Genomic DNA, 16,809 nt, shown 5'->3' on the forward strand with positions numbered 1-16,809 from the left:
GTCGGAAAAAAGCCCAGCGCGCGCGGATGGCTCGTGCTGGGCTGCCTGGTGTCAGCGTATGTGGCTCAAACGCTCACGGTGTGGTGGGTCTTCAGTTGAACGACTTGCCTTCGGCCGCGAGCTTGGACAGCAGCGGCGCCGGCTCCCAGCCCTTGGCATCGTCCAGCGGGTTCTGCTGGAACTTCTTCATCGTCTCGACCACCGTTTTCAGGCCCAGGGTATCGGCATAGAACATCGGGCCGCCGCGGAACACGGGGAAGCCGTAGCCCGTCAGGTAGACCATGTCGATGTCGGAGGCGCGCGAGGCGATGCCTTCCTCGAGGATGTAGGCGCCTTCGTTGGCCAGGGCCAGGATCAGGCGGCCGACGATCTCTTCATCGCTGATCTGGCGCGGCGTGATGCCCTTGTCGGCACGGTGCTTGGCCAGCATCTCTTCGACCACCGGCGAGGGGATCGGCTCGCGCTTGCCGGCTTCGTAGTCGTACCAGCCGGCGCCGGTCTTCTGGCCGAAACGGCCCAGCTCGCACAGCTTGTCGGCCGTGGCGCTGTAGCGCATGTCGGGCTTCTCGGTGTAGCGGCGCTTGCGGATGGCCCAGCCGATGTCGTTGCCGGCCAGATCGCCCATGCGGAACGGGCCCATGGCCATGCCCCACTTCTCGACGGCCTTGTCGACCTGCTGCGGCGTGGCGCCTTCATCCAGCAGGAAGCCGGCCTGGCGGCTGTACTGCTCGATCATGCGGTTGCCGATGAAGCCGTCGCACACGCCGGAGACCACGGCGACCTTCTTGATCTTCTTGGCCACGGCCATCACGGTGGCCATCACGTCCTTGGCGGTGTGCTTGCTGCGCACCACTTCCAGCAGGCGCATCACGTTGGCCGGGCTGAAGAAGTGCAGGCCCACGACATCCGCCGGGCGCTTCGTCACTTCAGCGATCTTGTCGACATCCAGCGTGGAGGTGTTGGACGCCAGGATGGCGCCTTGCTTCATCACCGCATCGAGCTTGGTGAAGACCTGCGACTTGACGCCGAAGTCTTCGAACACGGCCTCGATGACCATGTCGGCCTGGGCGATGTCGTCGTAGCTCAGGGTGGTGGTCAGCAGGCTCATGCGCTGCTCGTACTTGTCTTGCGCCAGCTTGCCCTTGGACACCTGCGCTTCGTAGTTCTTGCGGATGGTGGCCACGCCGCGGTCGAGGGCTTCCTGCTTCATTTCCAGCAGGGTGACGGGCACGCCGGCATTGAGGAAGTTCATTGTGATGCCGCCGCCCATGGTGCCGGCGCCGATCACGGCCAGGCGCTCGATCTTGCGCAGGGGCGTGCTTTCAGGCACATCGGGGATCTTGCTGGCAGCACGCTCGCCGAAGAAGGCGTGGCGCAGCGCACGGGCCTGGTCACTGGTGACCAGCTTCTCGAACACCTCGCGCTCGAACTTGATGCCGGCATCCAGGTCGAGCTTGACGGAAGCCTCGACGCAATCGACACAGCGCTGCGGCGCTTCCAGGCCGCGGCGGCTCTTGGCCAGCTCGGCACGGGCCTTGGTGAAGGCCTCGGCATCGGCGGGTGCCGCCACGGTCAGGTCTCGCACGGAAGGCAGCGGGCGGGCGTCGGCGAACTCCTTGGCGAAGGCAATGGCGCCGGGCACCAGATCGCCCTCGATCACGCGGTCGAACAGCTTCTGGCCGGGGGCCTTGGCCAGCTTCTCGCTGGGCACCGAGGCGCCGGTGGTGATCATCTGCAGGGCCGTTTCAACGCCCAGCACGCGCGGCAGGCGCTGCGTGCCGCCAGCGCCCGGCACGATGCCGATGTTCACCTCGGGCAGCGCGATCTGCGCGCCGGGGACCACCACGCGGTAGTGGCAGCCCAGGGCCAGCTCCAGGCCCCCGCCCATGGCCACGCCATGGATGGCCGCCACGACGGGCTTGGCCGACTTCTCGACCGTGTCGATCACCACGTGCAGGTTGGGTTCGGCGCCGGCCTTGGGCGATCCGAACTCCTTGATGTCCGCGCCACCGCAGAACACCTTGCCCGAACCCGTGATGACCACGGCCTTCACGGCGGCGTCCGCATTGGCCTTGGCGATGCCATCGACGATGCCCGCGCGGGTGCTCTGGCCCAGGCCGTTGACGGGTGGGTTTTCCAGCGTGATGACGGCCACGCCGTCGGTGACGTTGTAGGAAGTGCTCATGGCTGTTTCTTTGGCAGATCGGGGTGTCTGGGAGCGCCGGTCGGCGCCGCGGAAAATGGTACGCCGGATGGGTTGACCCTGTCGGCGCCAATTCTGACAATGGTCATTGTAAGAACCTGGCTTATTGTGACAGAGCTTCTGCAATGGTTGAATGTCCACAGAGGACAAACCAGGGCAAACCCCTATCTGCTTCTGAGCCGGCCTACCGGGTTTGGCGGACGTGATTCAGCAAGCGTTCACGTCGGCCCGCACAGCGGATCAAGGGCGACGCGCGCCCTTGATCAGATACCGGCTCGCTGCCGAGCCTGCTGAAGGCTCAGACCTCCAGCCATTCGCGGCGGATGTAGTCGTCGGCCCGCAAGGCCTGCGGCGTGCCGTCGAACACCATGCGCCCGTGGCCCATCACGTAGCAGCGCTCGGAGATGTCGAGCGCAATGGTGAGCTTCTGCTCCACCAGCAGCACGGCCAGGCCGCGCCGCTTGAGCTCTTTCAGGTACTCGGCCACCAGTTCGACGATCTTGGGCGCCAGGCCCTCGGTGGGCTCGTCGATCATGATCAGGTCCGGGTCGCCCATCAAGGTGCGGCACAGCGTGAGCATCTGCTGCTCGCCGCCAGACATCACGCCGGCCTCGGTGTGGCGGCGCTCTTTCAGCCGCGGGAACATCTGGTACATGTCGTCCATGCTCCAGCGGCCCTTCTTGCCCTTGGCGCCGGGCTTCTGGCCCAGCAGCAGGTTCTGCTCGACCGTGAGCTTGGGGAACACGTCGCGGCTCTCGGGCACGTAGCCCAGGCCCAGGCGGGCGATGTCGTAGGTCTTCTCGCCCAGCAGCTTGTGCTGGTTCCACTCGATCGAGCCCTGGCCGTCGACCAGGCCCATGATGGTCTTGATGGTGGTGGAGCGGCCCGAGCCGTTGCGGCCCAGCAGGCTGACGATCTCGCCGGGTTTCACCTCCATGCTCACGCCGTGGAGGATGTGGCTCTTGCCGTAGAAGGCGTGCAGGTCTTTGATGGCAAGCATGGGGTCAGACTCCGGCTTCGGCGGCTTGCTGGTCGGCCAGCACCGAGCCCAGATAGGCTTCTTTCACGCGCTCGTTGGCGCGCACGTTCTCGGGCGTGTCGAAGGCGATCACCTCGCCGTACACCAGCACTGCGATGCGGTCGGCCAGGCCGAACACCACGCCCATGTCGTGCTCCACGGTCAGCAGGGTCTTGCCCACGGTGACCTCGCGGATCAGGTTCACGAAGCGGGCCGTCTCGGACTTGCTCATGCCCGCGGTGGGCTCGTCGAGCAGCACCACGTTGCCGCCGCCCGAGATGGTCACGCCGATCTCCAGCGCACGCTGCTCGGCATAGGTCAGCGAGGACACCGAGGTGTCGCGTCGCTTGTCCAGCCGGATCATGTGCAGGATCTCTTCAGTACGGTCGTTGACCTTTTTCATGTCGCCCAGGAAGCGCCAGAACGAGTAGCCAGCGCCCTGGGACCACAGCACGCCGCAGCGGATGTTCTCGTACACCGACAGGCGCGGGAACAGGTTGGACACCTGGAAGCTGCGGGCCAGGCCGCGGCGGTTCACTTCATAGGGCTTGCGCCCATCGATGCGCTCGCCGTGCAGCGTGATCTCGCCGCTGGTGATGGGCAGGCGCCCGCTGATCAGGTTGAACAGGGTGGACTTGCCGGCACCGTTGGGGCCGATCAGCGCGACGCGCTCGCCCTCCTTCACGGCCAGGTTGGCGCCACGGATGATCTCGGTCTTGCCGAACGATTTGCGGACATCGCGCAACTCGAGCGCGAAGCCATTGGATGAGGTCGGGGTGCTCATGGAAACTGCCTTGGTGGTCCTTGGGTCACAGGGCCGCGCGACGGCGGTTCTCGGCTTCGATCTCTTCCTGGATCTGGCCCCATTGCTGCACGAAGGTGCGGCGTGACAGCTCGAACAGGCCCACGCCCACGATCACCAGCAGGACAGCGCCCAGCCAGGCATCCAGGCCACGGGTGTTGAGCTCGGCGCCCAGGAAGCTCATCTGCGGACCCAGGGCCTCGTTGAGCTTGATGTGGTAGACCATCTCGACCATGGCAGAGATGCCCAGCAGCGCGGTGGCCAGCGTGCCGGCCAGCGCCAGGTAGGAAGTCCACAGGCGGCGCAGCATGCCGTAGGCGGCCACGCGCACGTTCATCATGATCAGGCTGGCCACGCCACCGGGCGCGTACATCACCATCACCAGGAAGATCACGCCCAGGTAGAGCAGCCAGGCCTTGGTCAGCTCGGACAGCAGCACCGTGGCGAACACCATCAGCACCGCGCCGATGATCGGCCCGAAGTAGAACAGCGCGCCCCCCAGGAAGGTGAACAGCAGGTAGGCGCCCGAGCGGTGCGCGCTGACCACCTCAGCTGTGACGATTTCGAAGTTCAGCGTGTACAGGCCACCGGCCACACCCGCGAAGAAGCCCGCGATCATGAAGGACAAGAAGCGCACGCGCTGCGTGTCGTAGCCGATGAACTCGACGCGCTCGGGGTTGTCGCGAACCGCGTTGAGCATGCGGCCCAGCGGCGTGCGCGTGAAGGCGTACATCAGCACGGTGCAGATGAAGCAGTACACCGCGATCAGGTAGTACACCTGTGTTTGCGGGCCGAAGGTGATGCCCATGAAGGGCTCGCCCACGACACGGTTGCCCGAGATGCCGCCTTCACCGCCGAAGAACTCCGGCAGCATCAGCGACATGGAGTACACCAGTTCACCCACGCCCAGCGTGATCATTGCGAAGATGGTGCCGGACTTCTTGGTGGTGACAGCGCCCAGGATGGCCGCGACGATCAGGCCGCCGATGCCGCCCACGACGGGGATCAGGCTGACGGGGATGTTCAGGCCGCCCCCGGACACATGGTTCAGCGCGTGGATGGCCGCGAACGAGCCCAGCCCGGAATACACCGCATGCCCGAAGCTGAGCATGCCGCCCTGCCCCAGCAGCATGTTGTAGGACAGGCAGACGATGATGCCGATGCCCATCTGGGACAGCATGGTCATCGACAGGCTGCTGGTGAACAGCTTGGGCGCGACGAACAGGATCAGTGCGAACAGGGTCCAGACGATCCACCGGCCCAAATTGACCGGCTTGAAATGGTAGACAGCTTGTTGGGACATGGTTCGATCACTCCTCACGGGTGCCCAGCAGACCCTTGGGTCGCAGGATGAGCATCAGGACAAGGAGCAGGTAAGGCAGGATGGGGGCCATCTGCGAGATGGTGATCTTCAGGATGGGATAGGCCCAGTGCTCGAAATCGAGCGGGTGGCCCATGGACTGCAGCACGGTCACGACGGACACGTCCACGATCACGGCGAAGGTCTGCATGAGGCCGATCAGCAGCGAGGCCACGAAGGCCCCGGCCAGCGAGCCCATGCCGCCGACCACCACCACCACGAAGATGATGGCGCCCACCGAGGCGGCCATGTTGGGCTCGGTGACGAAGGCGTTGCCGCCGATCACACCGGCCAGGCCGGCCAGGGCGCAACCGCCGCCGAACACGCCCATCATCACGCGGGGCACGTTGTGGCCCAGGGACTGGGTCATCTCGGGATGGGTGAGCGCCGCCTGGATGACCAGGCCGATGCGGGTCTTGGTCAGCAGCAGCCACAGCGAGCCGAGCATGAACAGGGCCACGATGGCCATGAAGCCGCGGTAGAGGGGGAACTGGTTGCAGCTGTTGCCGGACGCAGCCGAACACAGGGCCGGATCACCCGAGCCCCACACCATGCTCAGGCCCTGGGCATGCGCATTGACCAGCGTGAACATCGGGCCGCTGAGGGCCTCGGGCACGCGGTAGTCGACGTTGGACGGGCCCCAGACCAGGCGCACCAGCTCGAACACCACATAGGACAGGCCGAAAGTGATCAAGAGCTCTGGCACATGGCCATAGGCGTGCACCTTGCGCAGACTATAGCGCTCGAACGCGGCGCCCAGCGCGCCGACCAGCAGCGGCGCGAGCACCAGGGCGGCGGCAAAGCCGAGCCAACCCGTGAGCGCGTAGGCGAAATAGGCGCCCAGCATGTAGAAACTGGCGTGCGCGAAATTGAGCACCCCCATCATGCTGAAGATGAGCGTGAGGCCCGCGCTCAGCATGAACAACAGCAGGCCGTAGCTCAGGCCGTTGAGAAAAAAGACGACAAAGGTTTCCATGACCCGGGCTCGGCACGGCGTTGGCCGGCAAAAAATGAGGCCCCGCTGCGGTGGCCGCGAACGGGGCGATGCCTTGCGCGCAAGGCTTCAGGGCATCGACTACTGGGAGCGGTCTTCAAGCCCCGGCGGACGGACCGCCGGGGTATCGAAGCATCAGAGCATCAGGAAGGACGCTTCATCTGGCACGAAGAGGGCGTGCTGGACACATAAGCGTCGTAGGCCTTGACCAGGCCGAAGGTCATGCCTGTCTTCTCGACGTCGTAAGCGTTCTTGGCATCGACCGGTTGCCACTTGGTGATGAACAGCGGCTGCTGCAGCTGGTGATCACCCTTGCGCATTTCGACGTCGCCGTTGAAGGTCTTGAACTTCAGGCCTTCCAGCGCAGCGGCCACCTTGACGGGGTCGGTCGACTTGGCCTTGGCCATCGCGTCGGACAGCGAGACCATCACCGAGTACACGGCGGCCGAGTAGAAGTCGTCGTTGAAGCGCTTCTTGAAGTCGGTCAGCAACTGGCCGTACACGCCGCCCATGTTGTAGTGGCCGTAGCCGACCTGGTACACGCGGCCGTCAGCAGCCTTGCCCAGGGCGGTGGGGGTGCCACCGAAGTTGCCGTAGTAGGTGTAGAACTTGGCGGTCAGGCCCGCATCGTTCGCGGCCTTGACCAGCAGGGCCAGGTCGGAGCCCCAGTTGCCGGTGATCACGGTGTCGGCGCCGGAGGCCTTGATCTTGGCCACGTAGGGCGCGAAGTCACGCACCTGGGCCAGGGGGTGCAGGTCATCGCCGACCACCTGGACATCCGGGCGCTTGCGGGCCAGGCCGGCCTTGGCGTACTTGGCGACCTGGTGGCCGTGGGCGTAGTTCTGATTGATCAGGTAGACCTTCTTGACGTCGGCCTGCTCCTTGATGAAGGTGGTCAGGGCCTCCATCTTCATCGACGTGTCGGCGTCGTAGCGGAAGTGCCAGTAGCTGCACTTGCTGTTGGTCAGGTCAGGATCCACCGCGGCGTAGTTCAGGAACACGAGTTCCTTGCCGGGGTTGCGCTCGTTGTGCTTGTTGATGCCATCGACCAGCGCCAGCGCGGCGCCAGAGCCCAGGCCTTGCACCACGTAGCGCACGCCTTGGTCGGCAGCGGACTTGAGCGCGTTGAGCGACTCAGCGGGGCTCAGCTTGTTGTCGATGCTGATGATCTCGAACTTCACGCCGGCAGGGTTGCTGGCGTTGAGCTTCTCGGCCACGAACTGGTAGCTCTTGAGCTGGTTCTGGCCGATGCTGGCCATCAGACCCGAGAGCGGATCGATCCAGGCCACCTTGACCGTCTCGCCCTTCTGGGCAAAAGCAGCAGCAGAAGTGAGCGAAGCGGCAATCAGAACGGCCAGGGTACGGTGGGGAAAGCGCATCTAGTTCTCCTCGTCAAAAATGATCCGTGACCCCGGCAATTTATCCCCCCGTTTGGAGGGGGTCACCTCGGGAAGACCCGCGTTTCCGGGTTTTCATTACATCAAAAATGCAACGGTCTGCGGTGCAGTCACGACGACGTCCGGAAAGCAGCGAAAGCTGTCCTGAGAAATCATTGCCTGTTCAGGCTTGATGCGCAAAAAAGGCGCTTTTCAGCGCCTTTTTCTTCACCGAGGATCAAGCTGTAGGCAGCTTGTGGTCCTTGAACTGCTCACGCAGCTTGAGCTTGTAGATCTTGCCCGTGGCGGTGTGCGGGATCTCGTCCACGAACGCCACGTCGTCCGGCAGTTGCCACTTGGGGATCTTGCCGTCGTAGAAGGCCAGGATCTCGGCGGCGGTCACCTCGGCGCCCGGCTTCTTGACCACGACCAGCAGCGGGCGCTCGTCCCACTTGGGGTGATGCGCGGCGATGGCGGCGGCCTCGTGCACGGCGGGGTGGCCCATGGCCACGTTCTCCAGGTCGATGGAGCTGATCCATTCGCCGCCGGACTTGATCACGTCCTTGCTGCGGTCGGTGATCTGCATGTAGCCGTCGGCATCGATGGTGGCCACGTCGCCCGTGGGGAACCAGCCATCGTGCAGCGGCGACTTGTCCATCTTGAAGTAGCTGCTGATGATCCAGTGGCCGCGCACTTCCAGATCCCCGGAGGCCTTGCCATCCCAGGGCAGTTCCTTGCCGTCCTGATCGACGATGCGCATGTCGACGCCGTAGATGCCTTTGCCCTGCTTCTCGAGGATGCGCTGCTTGGCGTCCTTGGGCAGGTCAGCGTGCTTGGCCTTGAGGCGGCTGAGCGTGCCCAGCGGCGACATCTCGGTCATGCCCCAGGCGTGGATCACCTCGACACCGAAGTCATCCTGCAAGGTCTTGATCATGGCCGGCGGGCAGGCCGCGCCACCAATGACGGTGCTCTTGAAGGTGCTGAACTTCAGGTTGTTGGACTTGACGTGGTTGATCAGGCCCAGCCAGATCGTGGGCACGCCGGCGCTGAAGGTGACCTTCTCGGTCTCGAACAGGTCGAACAGCGAGGCGCCATCGAGGTGGTGGCCCGGCAGCACCAGCTTGCAGCCGATCAGGGCGGCGGTGTAGGGCAGGCCCCAGGCGTTGACGTGGAACATGGGCACCACGGGCAGCACGGTGTCCTTGGAGGCCACATTCATGGCGTCGGGCAAGGCGGCGGCGTAGGCGTGCAGCACGGTGGAGCGGTGCGAGTACAGCGCGCCCTTGGGGTTGCCTGTCGTGCCCGAGGTGTAGCAAAGGCTGGCGGCGGTGTTCTCGTCGAAGTCGGGCCACTGGTAGTTGCCGTCCTCGGCGGCCAGCAGCTCTTCGTAGCACAGCAGGTTCGGGATCGCCGATTCCTTGGGCATGTGCTCGCGCGAGGTCATGACGACCACGTGCTTGACGGTGGGCAGCATGGCGGCCAGCTTGTCGACCAGGGGGAAGATGTTCAGGTCAACGAACAGGACCTTGTCCTCGGCGTCGTTGATGATCCAGGCCACCTGCTGCGGGAACAGGCGCGGGTTGATGGTGTGGCACACCAGCTCGGAGCCCGAGACGCCGTAATAGATCTCGACGTGGCGGTAGCCGTTCCAGGCCAGGGTGCCGACACGGTCACCGGCCTGCAGGCCCAGGCGCGCCAGGGCTTGGGCCAGCTTGCGCGCGCGCACATCCACCTCGGTCCAGGTGGTGCGGTGCATGTCGCCTTCGACACGCTTGGAGACGATCTCGACATCCCCGTTGTGACGCGAGGCGTGCGTCAACAGCGACGAGATCGTCAAGGGCATGTGCATCATTTGGCCCATCAGGCTCATGGAACTACCTCCGGAAACGGACAGCGAAGAAACGCAGGGGTGTGAATCGGACAATCGACGTAGTCGGATCGGGCACTGTAGTCTGATTAATCAGATCTGACTGATCCGGGTTTACCCCAAAAACTGCGTGAAGCTGGCGACGCTCTCGCGTTCGGTCAGCAGGGTGTTCTCGATCGCGTCGGGGGCGGCATAGCCTAGCGCCATCCCCACCACGACCATCTCGGAGCCCTCGTCCAGGCCCAGCACCTCGGCGATCACGGCATGGAACTGGTTCCAGGCGGCCTGCGGGCAGGTGTCCAGGCCGCGGCCGCGCGCCGCCACCATCACGCTCTGCAGGAACATGCCGTAATCGAGCCAGCTGCCCTGCCCCATGATCTTGTCGATGGTGAAGATCAGGCCCACGGGCGCATCGAAGAAGGCGTAGTTGCGGCGGTGCTGGGCGTGCATGCCGGCCTTGTCGCCGCGCTCCAGGCCCAGCAGGCCGTACAGGTCCCAGCCCACCTTGCGGCGGCGGTCGATGTAGGGCGGCACCCATTGCGAGGGGTAGTAGGCGTACTGCTCCTGGTGTCGGTGGGCGTTCCCTTCGGCCTCATACGCCGCGGTGACGCGATCGACCAGGGTCTGACGCGACTGCCCGGTGAGCACGTGCACCTTCCAGGGCTGGGTGTTGGTGCCCGAGGGCGCGCGCGCGGCCACGCGCAGGATGTCTTCGATCACGCTGCGCGGCACTTCCGTGGGCAGAAAGCGGCGGATGGAACGGCGCGAGGTGATGGCGTGGTCCACGGCCGCAGTGTGCTCGGCCGTGAGTGGGGAGTCCTGGCGTGGCTGCGAGGCGTTGCTCATGGCGCGATCACTCCGCAGCAGGCAGGGTCAGGCGCTTGAGCGCGGCGGCGAAATCATCCGGCAGCTGGGCCACGGGGCGGCGCGTCTCGCGGTCCACGTACACGTGCACGAAGTGGCCCACCGCGGCGGCGGCCTCCTGGCCGGCCTCGAACAGGCCGATCTCGTAGCGCACGCTGCTGCGGCCGACATGGGCCACGCGGATGCCGGCCTGCACGTCTTTCGGGAAGGCCAGCGCGGCGAAGTAGTTGCAGTGCGTCTCGATGACCAGACCGATCACGCTGCCGGCGTGGATGTCCAGCACGCCAGCCTCGATCAGGTAGCGGTTTACCGCCGTGTCGAAGTAGCTGTAGTAGGTGACGTTGTTGACATGGCCGTAGATGTCGTTGTCCATCCAGCGGGTGGTGATGGTGCTGAGATGGGCGTATTCGGCGCGGGTGGTGGGCGTGGGCTTGCTCATGGATGGCGATTATTGGGCATCTGACCCGGGCTGATGCGGCTTGACCTGCACGGCAGGACATGTCTACCATTACTGACTGACCAGTCATTAACCAAGCAGTCCCCTCCCATGCCCAAGACCCCGGCACCGCCCCTGGGCGACGCCGCCGCCACGCCCCCCGCACGCCAGCGCCGCAAGGCCGAGCGCCCGCAGGAACTGCTGGACGCCGCGCTCGCGCAGTTCGTCAGCAAGGGGCTGGCCGCCACGCGCATGGACGATGTGGCCCGGCAGGCGGGGGTGTCCAAGGGCACGCTGTACCTGTACTACCCCAGCAAGGACGAGCTGTTCAAGGCCGTGGTGCGCAATTCCGTCGTCACGGTGCTGACCGAGGGCAGCGACATCGTGGACCGTTTCGAAGGCCCCACGTCCGAGTTGCTGCACACGCTGATGCACACCTGGTGGAGCCGTATCGGCGCGTCCAAGGCCTCGGGCATCTTCAAGCTGGTGGTGGCCGATGTGGGCAACATGCCGGAGCTGGCGCAGTTCTATCTGGACGAAGTGATCGTGCCCACGCACCAACTGCTGGGCCGCGCGGTGGAGCGCGGCGTGGCCCGTGGCGAGTTCCGGGCCTTCGACGTGACCGCCGTTGTTCAATCATTGATGGCATCGGCGCAGTTCCTGATGCTCTACCCCTATTGCGTGGGCAGTTTGCCCGACCACCCTTTCCCGCTGGATGCGGAGACCTTCATGAAGACACAGATGGAACTGCTGCTGCACGGCCTGGAAGTGCCCCGAGGCCACGCATGAAGCGCTGGCAACGCTGGGCGGTGGGTGGCGTGGCCTTGCTGGCCCTGGCCGGCGGCATCACGCGGGCCATCCTGGCCCGCCAGGCCGAGCGGGCGCAGATCACGCAGACGGGCGCTGCCAGCAGCCAGGGCACCTTGCGCCTGGGCGCGGGCGATCTGGTCGAAGCCCGGCGCCTGCCGCTGTGGCGCACCATCGACATCTCGGGCAGCCTGCGCGCCGTGGACAGCGTGGTCATCAAGGCCCGCGTGAGCGGTGAGTTGCAGGGGCTGTCGGTGCGCGAAGGCGATCGGGTGCAGCGCGGCCAGCTGATCGCGCGCATCGACGCGGAAGACTCCCAGAGCCGGCTGGAGCAGGCCCGCCAGCAGACGGCCTCGGCCCAGGCGCAATGGCAGATCGCCAGGCAGACGCTGGACAACAACCAGGCCCTGGTGGCCCAGGGCTTCATTTCGAAGAACGCGCTGGACACGGCCGTGTCCAACGAGGCCGCCGCCAAGGCCACGCTGCAGGCCGCGCAGGCCGCGGCCAGGGTGGCCGCCAAGGCCCTGGGCGACACGCAGTTGAGTAGCCCGATCAATGGTCTGGTGTCGCAACAGTTCGCGCAGACCGGTGAGCGCCTGGCGCCCGATGCACGCATCGTCGAGATCGTGGACCTGTCGCGGATGGAACTGGAAGCCGCGCTCAAGCCTGAAGACGTGGCCCAGGTGCGCGTAGGCACCACGGGCTGGCTGGCCGTCGATGGCCTGCCGCAGCAACTGGCCGTGCGTGTGGCACGCATCAACCCCAGCGCCACGGCAGGTACGCGGGCGGTGATGGTGTACCTGTCGGTGGCGCCCCACCCTGCCCTGCGCCAGGGCCTGTTCGCCCAGGGGCAGCTGGACCTGTCGCAGGCCGAGGCCGTGGTGCTTCCGCGCGCTGCGGTACGTGCCGGGGCCACCGGCCCCTTCGTGCAGGCCTTGCGTGGCACGCGCATCGAGCACCTGCCGGTGACGTTGGGCACTGGCGGGCGCATCGAAGGCGAGGCCACACCCATGGTGGCCATTGCCCAGGGCGTGCAGCCAGGCGAGCGCGTGCTGCGCGACACCATCGGGCTGCTGCGGCCCGGCACCGTGGTGGACACCCCTGCCTCCGCACCGGCCGCTGGCCCCTGATCCGCCATGTGGTTCACCCGCCTGTCCATCGGCAACCCCGTGCTGGCCACCATGATGATGGCGGCCCTGGTGGTGCTGGGCCTGTTCTCGTACCAGCGGCTTAAGGTCGACCAGTTCCCCGACATCGAGTTCCCGACCATCGCCGTGCAGATGGACTACCCCGGCGCAGCGCCGGCCATCGTCGAATCGGAGGTGACGCGCAAGGTCGAGGAGGCCGTCAACACCATCGCGGGCATCAACCAGATCTATTCACGATCCTACGAAGGCACGGCCGTGGTGATTGTGCAGTTCAACCTGGATGTGGACAGCCGCCGCGCCGCCGACGATGTGCGCGAGAAGATCGCCATCCTGCGGCCGCTGCTGCGCGACGAGGTGGAAGAGCCGCGCGTGCAGCGCTTCGACCCGGCCAACCGGCCCATCCTGTCGCTGGCGCTCAGTTCGCCCGATGGCAAGGTGCCCACCGTCACCCTGTCCACCTACGCCGACCAGGTGCTGCGCAAGCGCCTGGAGAACGTGCGCGGCGTGGGCACCGTCAACCTGGTGGGCGCCACCAAGCGCGAGATCAATGTCTACCTGCGGCCCCAGGCCATGGAGGCCCTGGGCATCGGCCCTGAGCAGGTGCTCTCGGCCGTGGCGCAGGAGAACCAGGACCAGCCCGCCGGCAGCGTGCGCACACGCGACCAGGATCGGGTGGTGCAGATCGACGCGCGCCTGCGCCGAGTGGCCGATTTCGAGCGGCTGATCATCGCCACGCGCGGTGGCCAGCCCATCCGCCTGGGCCAGGTGGCCGACATCGTCGACGGCCCGCAAGAGCTGGAGAGCCTGGCCCTGATCGATGGCCGCCGAGCCCTGGCGCTGGAGGTGCTCAAGGCCCAGGGCGAGAACACCATCGACGTGGTGCGCGGCATCAAGCAGGCCGTGGCCGAGGTGCAGGCCGAGCTGCCGCCCGGCACCGAGTTGCGCATCGTGCGCGACAACAGCCGCCCCATCGAGGTGGCCGTGAGCACCGTGCGGCAGACGCTGATCGAAGGCGCCCTGCTCACCGTGGGCATCGTCTTCCTGTTCCTGAACTCGTGGCGTTCCACGGTGATCACGGGGCTCACGCTGCCGATCTCCATCATCGGCACCTTCTTCTTCATGTACGCCTTCGGGTTCTCGATCAACATGCTCACGCTGATGGCCTTGAGCCTGAGCGTGGGCCTCTTGATCGACGATGCCATCGTGGTGCGCGAGAACATCGTGCGGCACGTACAGATGGGCAAGAGCCCGCTGCAGGCCTCGCTGGACGGCACGCGCGAGATCGGCCTGGCCGTGCTGGCCACCACGCTGTCGATCATCGCGGTGTTCCTGCCCATCGGCTTCATGGGCGGCATCATCGGCAAGTTCTTCCACGAGTTCGGGCTGACCATCGTGGCCGCCGTGGGCATCTCGATGTTCGTGAGCTTCACGCTCGATCCGATGCTGTCCAGCATCTGGCACGACCCGGCCCTGCAGGCCGGCCGGGAAGGCGCACGCACCTGGTACGACCGCAGCATCGGCCGCCTCACGGGCTGGTTCGATCGCCGCACCGAATCGCTGTCGGCCGGCTACCAGTCCCTGCTGGCCTGGTCGCTGGACCGCCCCGCCATCACCTTGCTGGTGGCGGGCGGCAGCCTGGTGCTCAGCATGGTGCTGATGCCGCTGCTGGGCACCGAGTTCGTGCCTCGCGCCGATTTCTCCGAGACGTACGTCAGCTTCTATACGCCGCCAGGCACGGCGATCGAAGCTACCGAAGCGCGCACGCGCCAGGTCGACCAGGTGATCCGCGCCATGCCCGAGGTGCGCTACACCCTGGCCACCATCAACACGGGCTTTGCGCTTGGGCGCAACCAGGTGTCCATCTACGTGCGACTGAAGGACAGGCGCGAGCGCACGCGCAATGTGGACCAACTGTCCGCCCCGATGCGCCAGGCGCTGGGCCGGATCCCGGGCATCACCGTGACACAGGTGGGCGTGCTCGATTCCGTGGCAGGGCTCAAGCCCATCCAGCTGTCCATCCAGGGCACCGACCTGGCCACCCTGGACCGCCTGAGCCAGGACCTGATGCAGCGCCTGCAGCAGATCCCCGGGCTGGTGGACCTGGACACCAGCCTCAAGCCCAGCAAGCCGACTCTGAACGTGGTGGTGGACCGCGATGCCGCGGCAGACCGGGGCTTGAGCGTGTCGTCCATCAGCCGCGCGCTGGACGTGATGGTCAGTGGCCGCGTGGCGGGCAGCTGGCGCGCCGACGATGACGAGAACTACGACATCCGCGTGTCCTTGACGCCCTCTGCGCGGCAGGACGCGGCCAACCTGGCCGACACGCGCCTGGTGATCGGGCCAGGTGCTCAGAGCGGGCAAGGCACCGATGCCGGGCCGCGGGTGCTGCGCCTGTCGCAGGTGGCGCGCATCACCGAAGGCGTGGGCCCCACGCAGATCAACCGGCGTGATCTGAACCGCGAGGTCGAGTTCACCGCCAACGTGACCGGCCGCTCGGTGGGCGAGGTGTCGGCCGACATCCAGCGCGTGTTGAAAGAGCACCCGCTGCCGCCCGGCTACCGCAGCCGTTTCGGCGGCGCCACCAAGGACATGGTCGAGGCCTTCGGCTATGCGCTGTCGGCGCTGGCCCTGGCCGTGATCTTCATCTACATGATCCTGGCCTCGCAGTTCCGCAGCTTCTCGCAGCCGTTGGCGCTGATGAGCTCGCTGCCGCTCACGCTGATCGGTGTGGTGCTGGCCCTGCTGACGTTCGGTTCGTCGATCAGCATGTTCTCGGTCATCGGCATCATCATGCTGATGGGCCTGGTCACCAAGAACGCCATCTTGCTGGTGGATTTTGCCAACCGCGCCCGCGAAGGCATGGTCGGCGAGGATGGGCAGCCCCAGGCCCCCCTGCCCCGCCGCGAAGCCCTGCTGCTGGCAGCCAAGGTGCGCCTGCGCCCCATCCTGATGACCACGCTGGCGATGATTTTCGGCATGGTGCCGCTGGCCTTTGGCCTGTCAGAAGGGTCGGAGCAACGGGCCCCGATGGGGCAGGCCGTGATCGGGGGGGTGATCGCCTCCTCGGTGTTGACCCTGGTGGTTGTCCCAGTGATTTACGGTTACACCGACCGTTTGTCGCAGTGGATCAAACGCCGTTGGAGTTCAGAAAGCGTGCCTAACCCCACAATTTCAGCCGATCGAGGTTCGCACCCTTCTTAAAATCGTGGTCTGGCCATTTTTTGTCGGCCGCCCGTCCCCAGACGCTTTGACTCCTAGGATTTTGCGCATGAACGTCGAACAAGCCCGCTTCAACATGATCGAACAACAGATCCGTCCCTGGGACGTTCTGGACTCATCGATCCTGGCCTTGCTGTCCGCCGTGCACCGCGAGGATTTCGTGCCGCCCGCCCACCAGGCGCTGGCCTTCATGGACCTGGAAGTGCCGCTGCCGGCAGGCCAGTCCATGCTCAACCCCAAGGTCGAGGCCCGCCTGGTGCAGGACCTGAACCTGGGCAAGCGCGACAACGTGCTGCAGATCGGCGCGGGCTCTGGCTACGTGACCGCTTTGCTGGCCCACAAGGCCCAGCGCGTGATCGCATTGGAGAACAAGACCGAGCTGGTGTCGCTGGCCCGCAACAACCTGCGCCACGCCCAGATCAACAACGCCGAGATCGTCGAAGGCGACGGCAGCCGGGGTTTTGCAGCCCAGGGCCCCTATGCCGCCATCCTGCTGACGGGCTCGGTCACCGCTGTGCCGCAAGCCTTGTTCGACCAGCTCAAGCCCGGTGGCCGCCTGCTGGCCATCGTCGGCCGCGAGCCGGTGATGCAGGCCGTGCTCTACACCAAGAGCGAGCAAGGCCAAGTCACCCACGAAGAACTGTTCGACACCATCGCCCCCCCGCTGGATGGCATGGCCCCGGACCGCCCCTTCACGTTCTGATCTTCCGGCCGG

The 16,809-nt window shown here is 65.8% G+C and carries 13 protein-coding genes; 4 read left to right on the forward strand and 9 right to left on the reverse strand.

Annotation, left to right across the window (positions count from 1 at the left end):
• Positions 1-91: 91 nt before the first annotated feature.
• The 9 genes from EIP75_RS03810 to EIP75_RS03850 all read right to left on the reverse strand — a co-directional run bounded on the left by EIP75_RS03810 (position 92) and on the right by EIP75_RS03850 (position 10,923).
• Positions 92-2,185 carry a 3-hydroxyacyl-CoA dehydrogenase NAD-binding domain-containing protein gene (locus EIP75_RS03810; protein WP_125241897.1) on the reverse strand — a complete coding sequence of 698 codons (2,094 nt, stop codon included), beginning with the start codon at positions 2,183-2,185 and terminating at the stop codon, positions 92-94.
• Positions 2,186-2,501: 316 nt separating this feature from the next.
• Positions 2,502-3,203: an ABC transporter ATP-binding protein gene (locus EIP75_RS03815; protein WP_125241898.1), complete on the reverse strand. Its 702-nt coding sequence runs from the start codon at positions 3,201-3,203 to the stop codon at positions 2,502-2,504.
• A gap of 4 nt (positions 3,204-3,207) precedes the next feature.
• A complete protein-coding gene (locus tag EIP75_RS03820) occupies positions 3,208-4,005 on the reverse strand; it encodes an ABC transporter ATP-binding protein (RefSeq protein WP_125241899.1) in 798 nt (265 codons plus the stop codon).
• 25 nt (positions 4,006-4,030) lie between these two features.
• A complete protein-coding gene (locus EIP75_RS03825; protein ID WP_125241900.1) occupies positions 4,031-5,326 on the reverse strand; it encodes a branched-chain amino acid ABC transporter permease in 1,296 nt (431 codons plus the stop codon).
• Positions 5,327-5,333: 7 nt separating this feature from the next.
• A complete protein-coding gene (locus tag EIP75_RS03830) occupies positions 5,334-6,359 on the reverse strand; it encodes a branched-chain amino acid ABC transporter permease (protein ID WP_125241901.1) in 1,026 nt (341 codons plus the stop codon).
• Between the two features lie 161 nt (positions 6,360-6,520).
• On the reverse strand, positions 6,521-7,756 hold the full coding sequence (locus EIP75_RS03835; RefSeq protein ID WP_125241902.1) for a branched-chain amino acid ABC transporter substrate-binding protein: 1,236 nt from the start codon (positions 7,754-7,756) through the stop codon (positions 6,521-6,523).
• Positions 7,757-7,991: 235 nt separating this feature from the next.
• The gene (locus tag EIP75_RS03840; RefSeq protein WP_125241903.1) at positions 7,992-9,623 is read right to left on the reverse strand and encodes a 3-(methylthio)propionyl-CoA ligase; all 1,632 of its coding nucleotides are present in this window, start codon (positions 9,621-9,623) and stop codon (positions 7,992-7,994) included.
• 111 nt (positions 9,624-9,734) lie between these two features.
• Positions 9,735-10,466, reverse strand: a complete 732-nt coding sequence (locus EIP75_RS03845; RefSeq protein WP_125241904.1) for a nitroreductase — start codon at positions 10,464-10,466, stop codon at positions 9,735-9,737.
• A 7-nt stretch (positions 10,467-10,473) separates the two neighbouring features.
• Complete coding sequence (locus EIP75_RS03850) at positions 10,474-10,923, reverse strand: acyl-CoA thioesterase (protein ID WP_125241905.1); 450 nt, start codon at positions 10,921-10,923, stop codon at positions 10,474-10,476.
• Positions 10,924-11,031: 108 nt separating this feature from the next.
• Here EIP75_RS03850 and EIP75_RS03855 point away from each other — a divergent pair, with 108 nt between their 5' ends.
• The 4 genes from EIP75_RS03855 (at position 11,032) to EIP75_RS03870 (ending at position 16,797) form a co-directional block, all read left to right on the forward strand.
• Entirely contained in the window at positions 11,032-11,709 is a 678-nt protein-coding gene (locus EIP75_RS03855) for a TetR/AcrR family transcriptional regulator (RefSeq protein ID WP_125241906.1), read from the forward strand.
• On the forward strand, positions 11,706-12,857 hold the full coding sequence (locus EIP75_RS03860; RefSeq protein ID WP_125241907.1) for an efflux RND transporter periplasmic adaptor subunit: 1,152 nt from the start codon (positions 11,706-11,708) through the stop codon (positions 12,855-12,857). The genes EIP75_RS03855 and EIP75_RS03860 overlap by 4 nt, the downstream gene beginning before the upstream one ends.
• 6 nt (positions 12,858-12,863) lie before the next feature.
• A complete protein-coding gene (locus EIP75_RS03865) occupies positions 12,864-16,076 on the forward strand; it encodes an efflux RND transporter permease subunit (RefSeq protein ID WP_125241908.1) in 3,213 nt (1,070 codons plus the stop codon).
• A 67-nt stretch (positions 16,077-16,143) separates the two neighbouring features.
• Positions 16,144-16,797, forward strand: a complete 654-nt coding sequence (locus EIP75_RS03870; protein WP_125241909.1) for a protein-L-isoaspartate O-methyltransferase family protein — start codon at positions 16,144-16,146, stop codon at positions 16,795-16,797.
• The last annotated feature ends 12 nt before the right edge of the window (positions 16,798-16,809 follow it).

Origin of the sequence: Aquabacterium soli (assembly GCF_003933735.1) — a bacterium.
GTDB lineage: Bacteria > Pseudomonadota > Gammaproteobacteria > Burkholderiales > Burkholderiaceae_C > Aquabacterium > Aquabacterium soli.

Bases quoted from the DNA above. Each gene is read 5' to 3' on its own strand.
- EIP75_RS03810 (WP_125241897.1), bottom strand. From the start codon at position 2,185: ATGAGCACTTCCTACAACGTCACCGACGGCGTGGCCGTCATCACGCTG.
- EIP75_RS03815 (WP_125241898.1), bottom strand. From the start codon at position 3,203: ATGCTTGCCATCAAAGACCTGCACGCCTTCTACGGCAAGAGCCACATC.
- EIP75_RS03820 (WP_125241899.1), bottom strand. From the start codon at position 4,005: ATGAGCACCCCGACCTCATCCAATGGCTTCGCGCTCGAGTTGCGCGAT.
- EIP75_RS03825 (WP_125241900.1), bottom strand. From the start codon at position 5,326: ATGTCCCAACAAGCTGTCTACCATTTCAAGCCGGTCAATTTGGGCCGG.
- EIP75_RS03830 (WP_125241901.1), bottom strand. From the start codon at position 6,359: ATGGAAACCTTTGTCGTCTTTTTTCTCAACGGCCTGAGCTACGGCCTG.
- EIP75_RS03835 (WP_125241902.1), bottom strand. From the start codon at position 7,756: ATGCGCTTTCCCCACCGTACCCTGGCCGTTCTGATTGCCGCTTCGCTC.
- EIP75_RS03840 (WP_125241903.1), bottom strand. From the start codon at position 9,623: ATGAGCCTGATGGGCCAAATGATGCACATGCCCTTGACGATCTCGTCG.
- EIP75_RS03845 (WP_125241904.1), bottom strand. From the start codon at position 10,466: ATGAGCAACGCCTCGCAGCCACGCCAGGACTCCCCACTCACGGCCGAG.
- EIP75_RS03850 (WP_125241905.1), bottom strand. From the start codon at position 10,923: ATGAGCAAGCCCACGCCCACCACCCGCGCCGAATACGCCCATCTCAGC.
- EIP75_RS03855 (WP_125241906.1), top strand. From the start codon at position 11,032: ATGCCCAAGACCCCGGCACCGCCCCTGGGCGACGCCGCCGCCACGCCC.
- EIP75_RS03860 (WP_125241907.1), top strand. From the start codon at position 11,706: ATGAAGCGCTGGCAACGCTGGGCGGTGGGTGGCGTGGCCTTGCTGGCC.
- EIP75_RS03865 (WP_125241908.1), top strand. From the start codon at position 12,864: ATGTGGTTCACCCGCCTGTCCATCGGCAACCCCGTGCTGGCCACCATG.
- EIP75_RS03870 (WP_125241909.1), top strand. From the start codon at position 16,144: ATGAACGTCGAACAAGCCCGCTTCAACATGATCGAACAACAGATCCGT.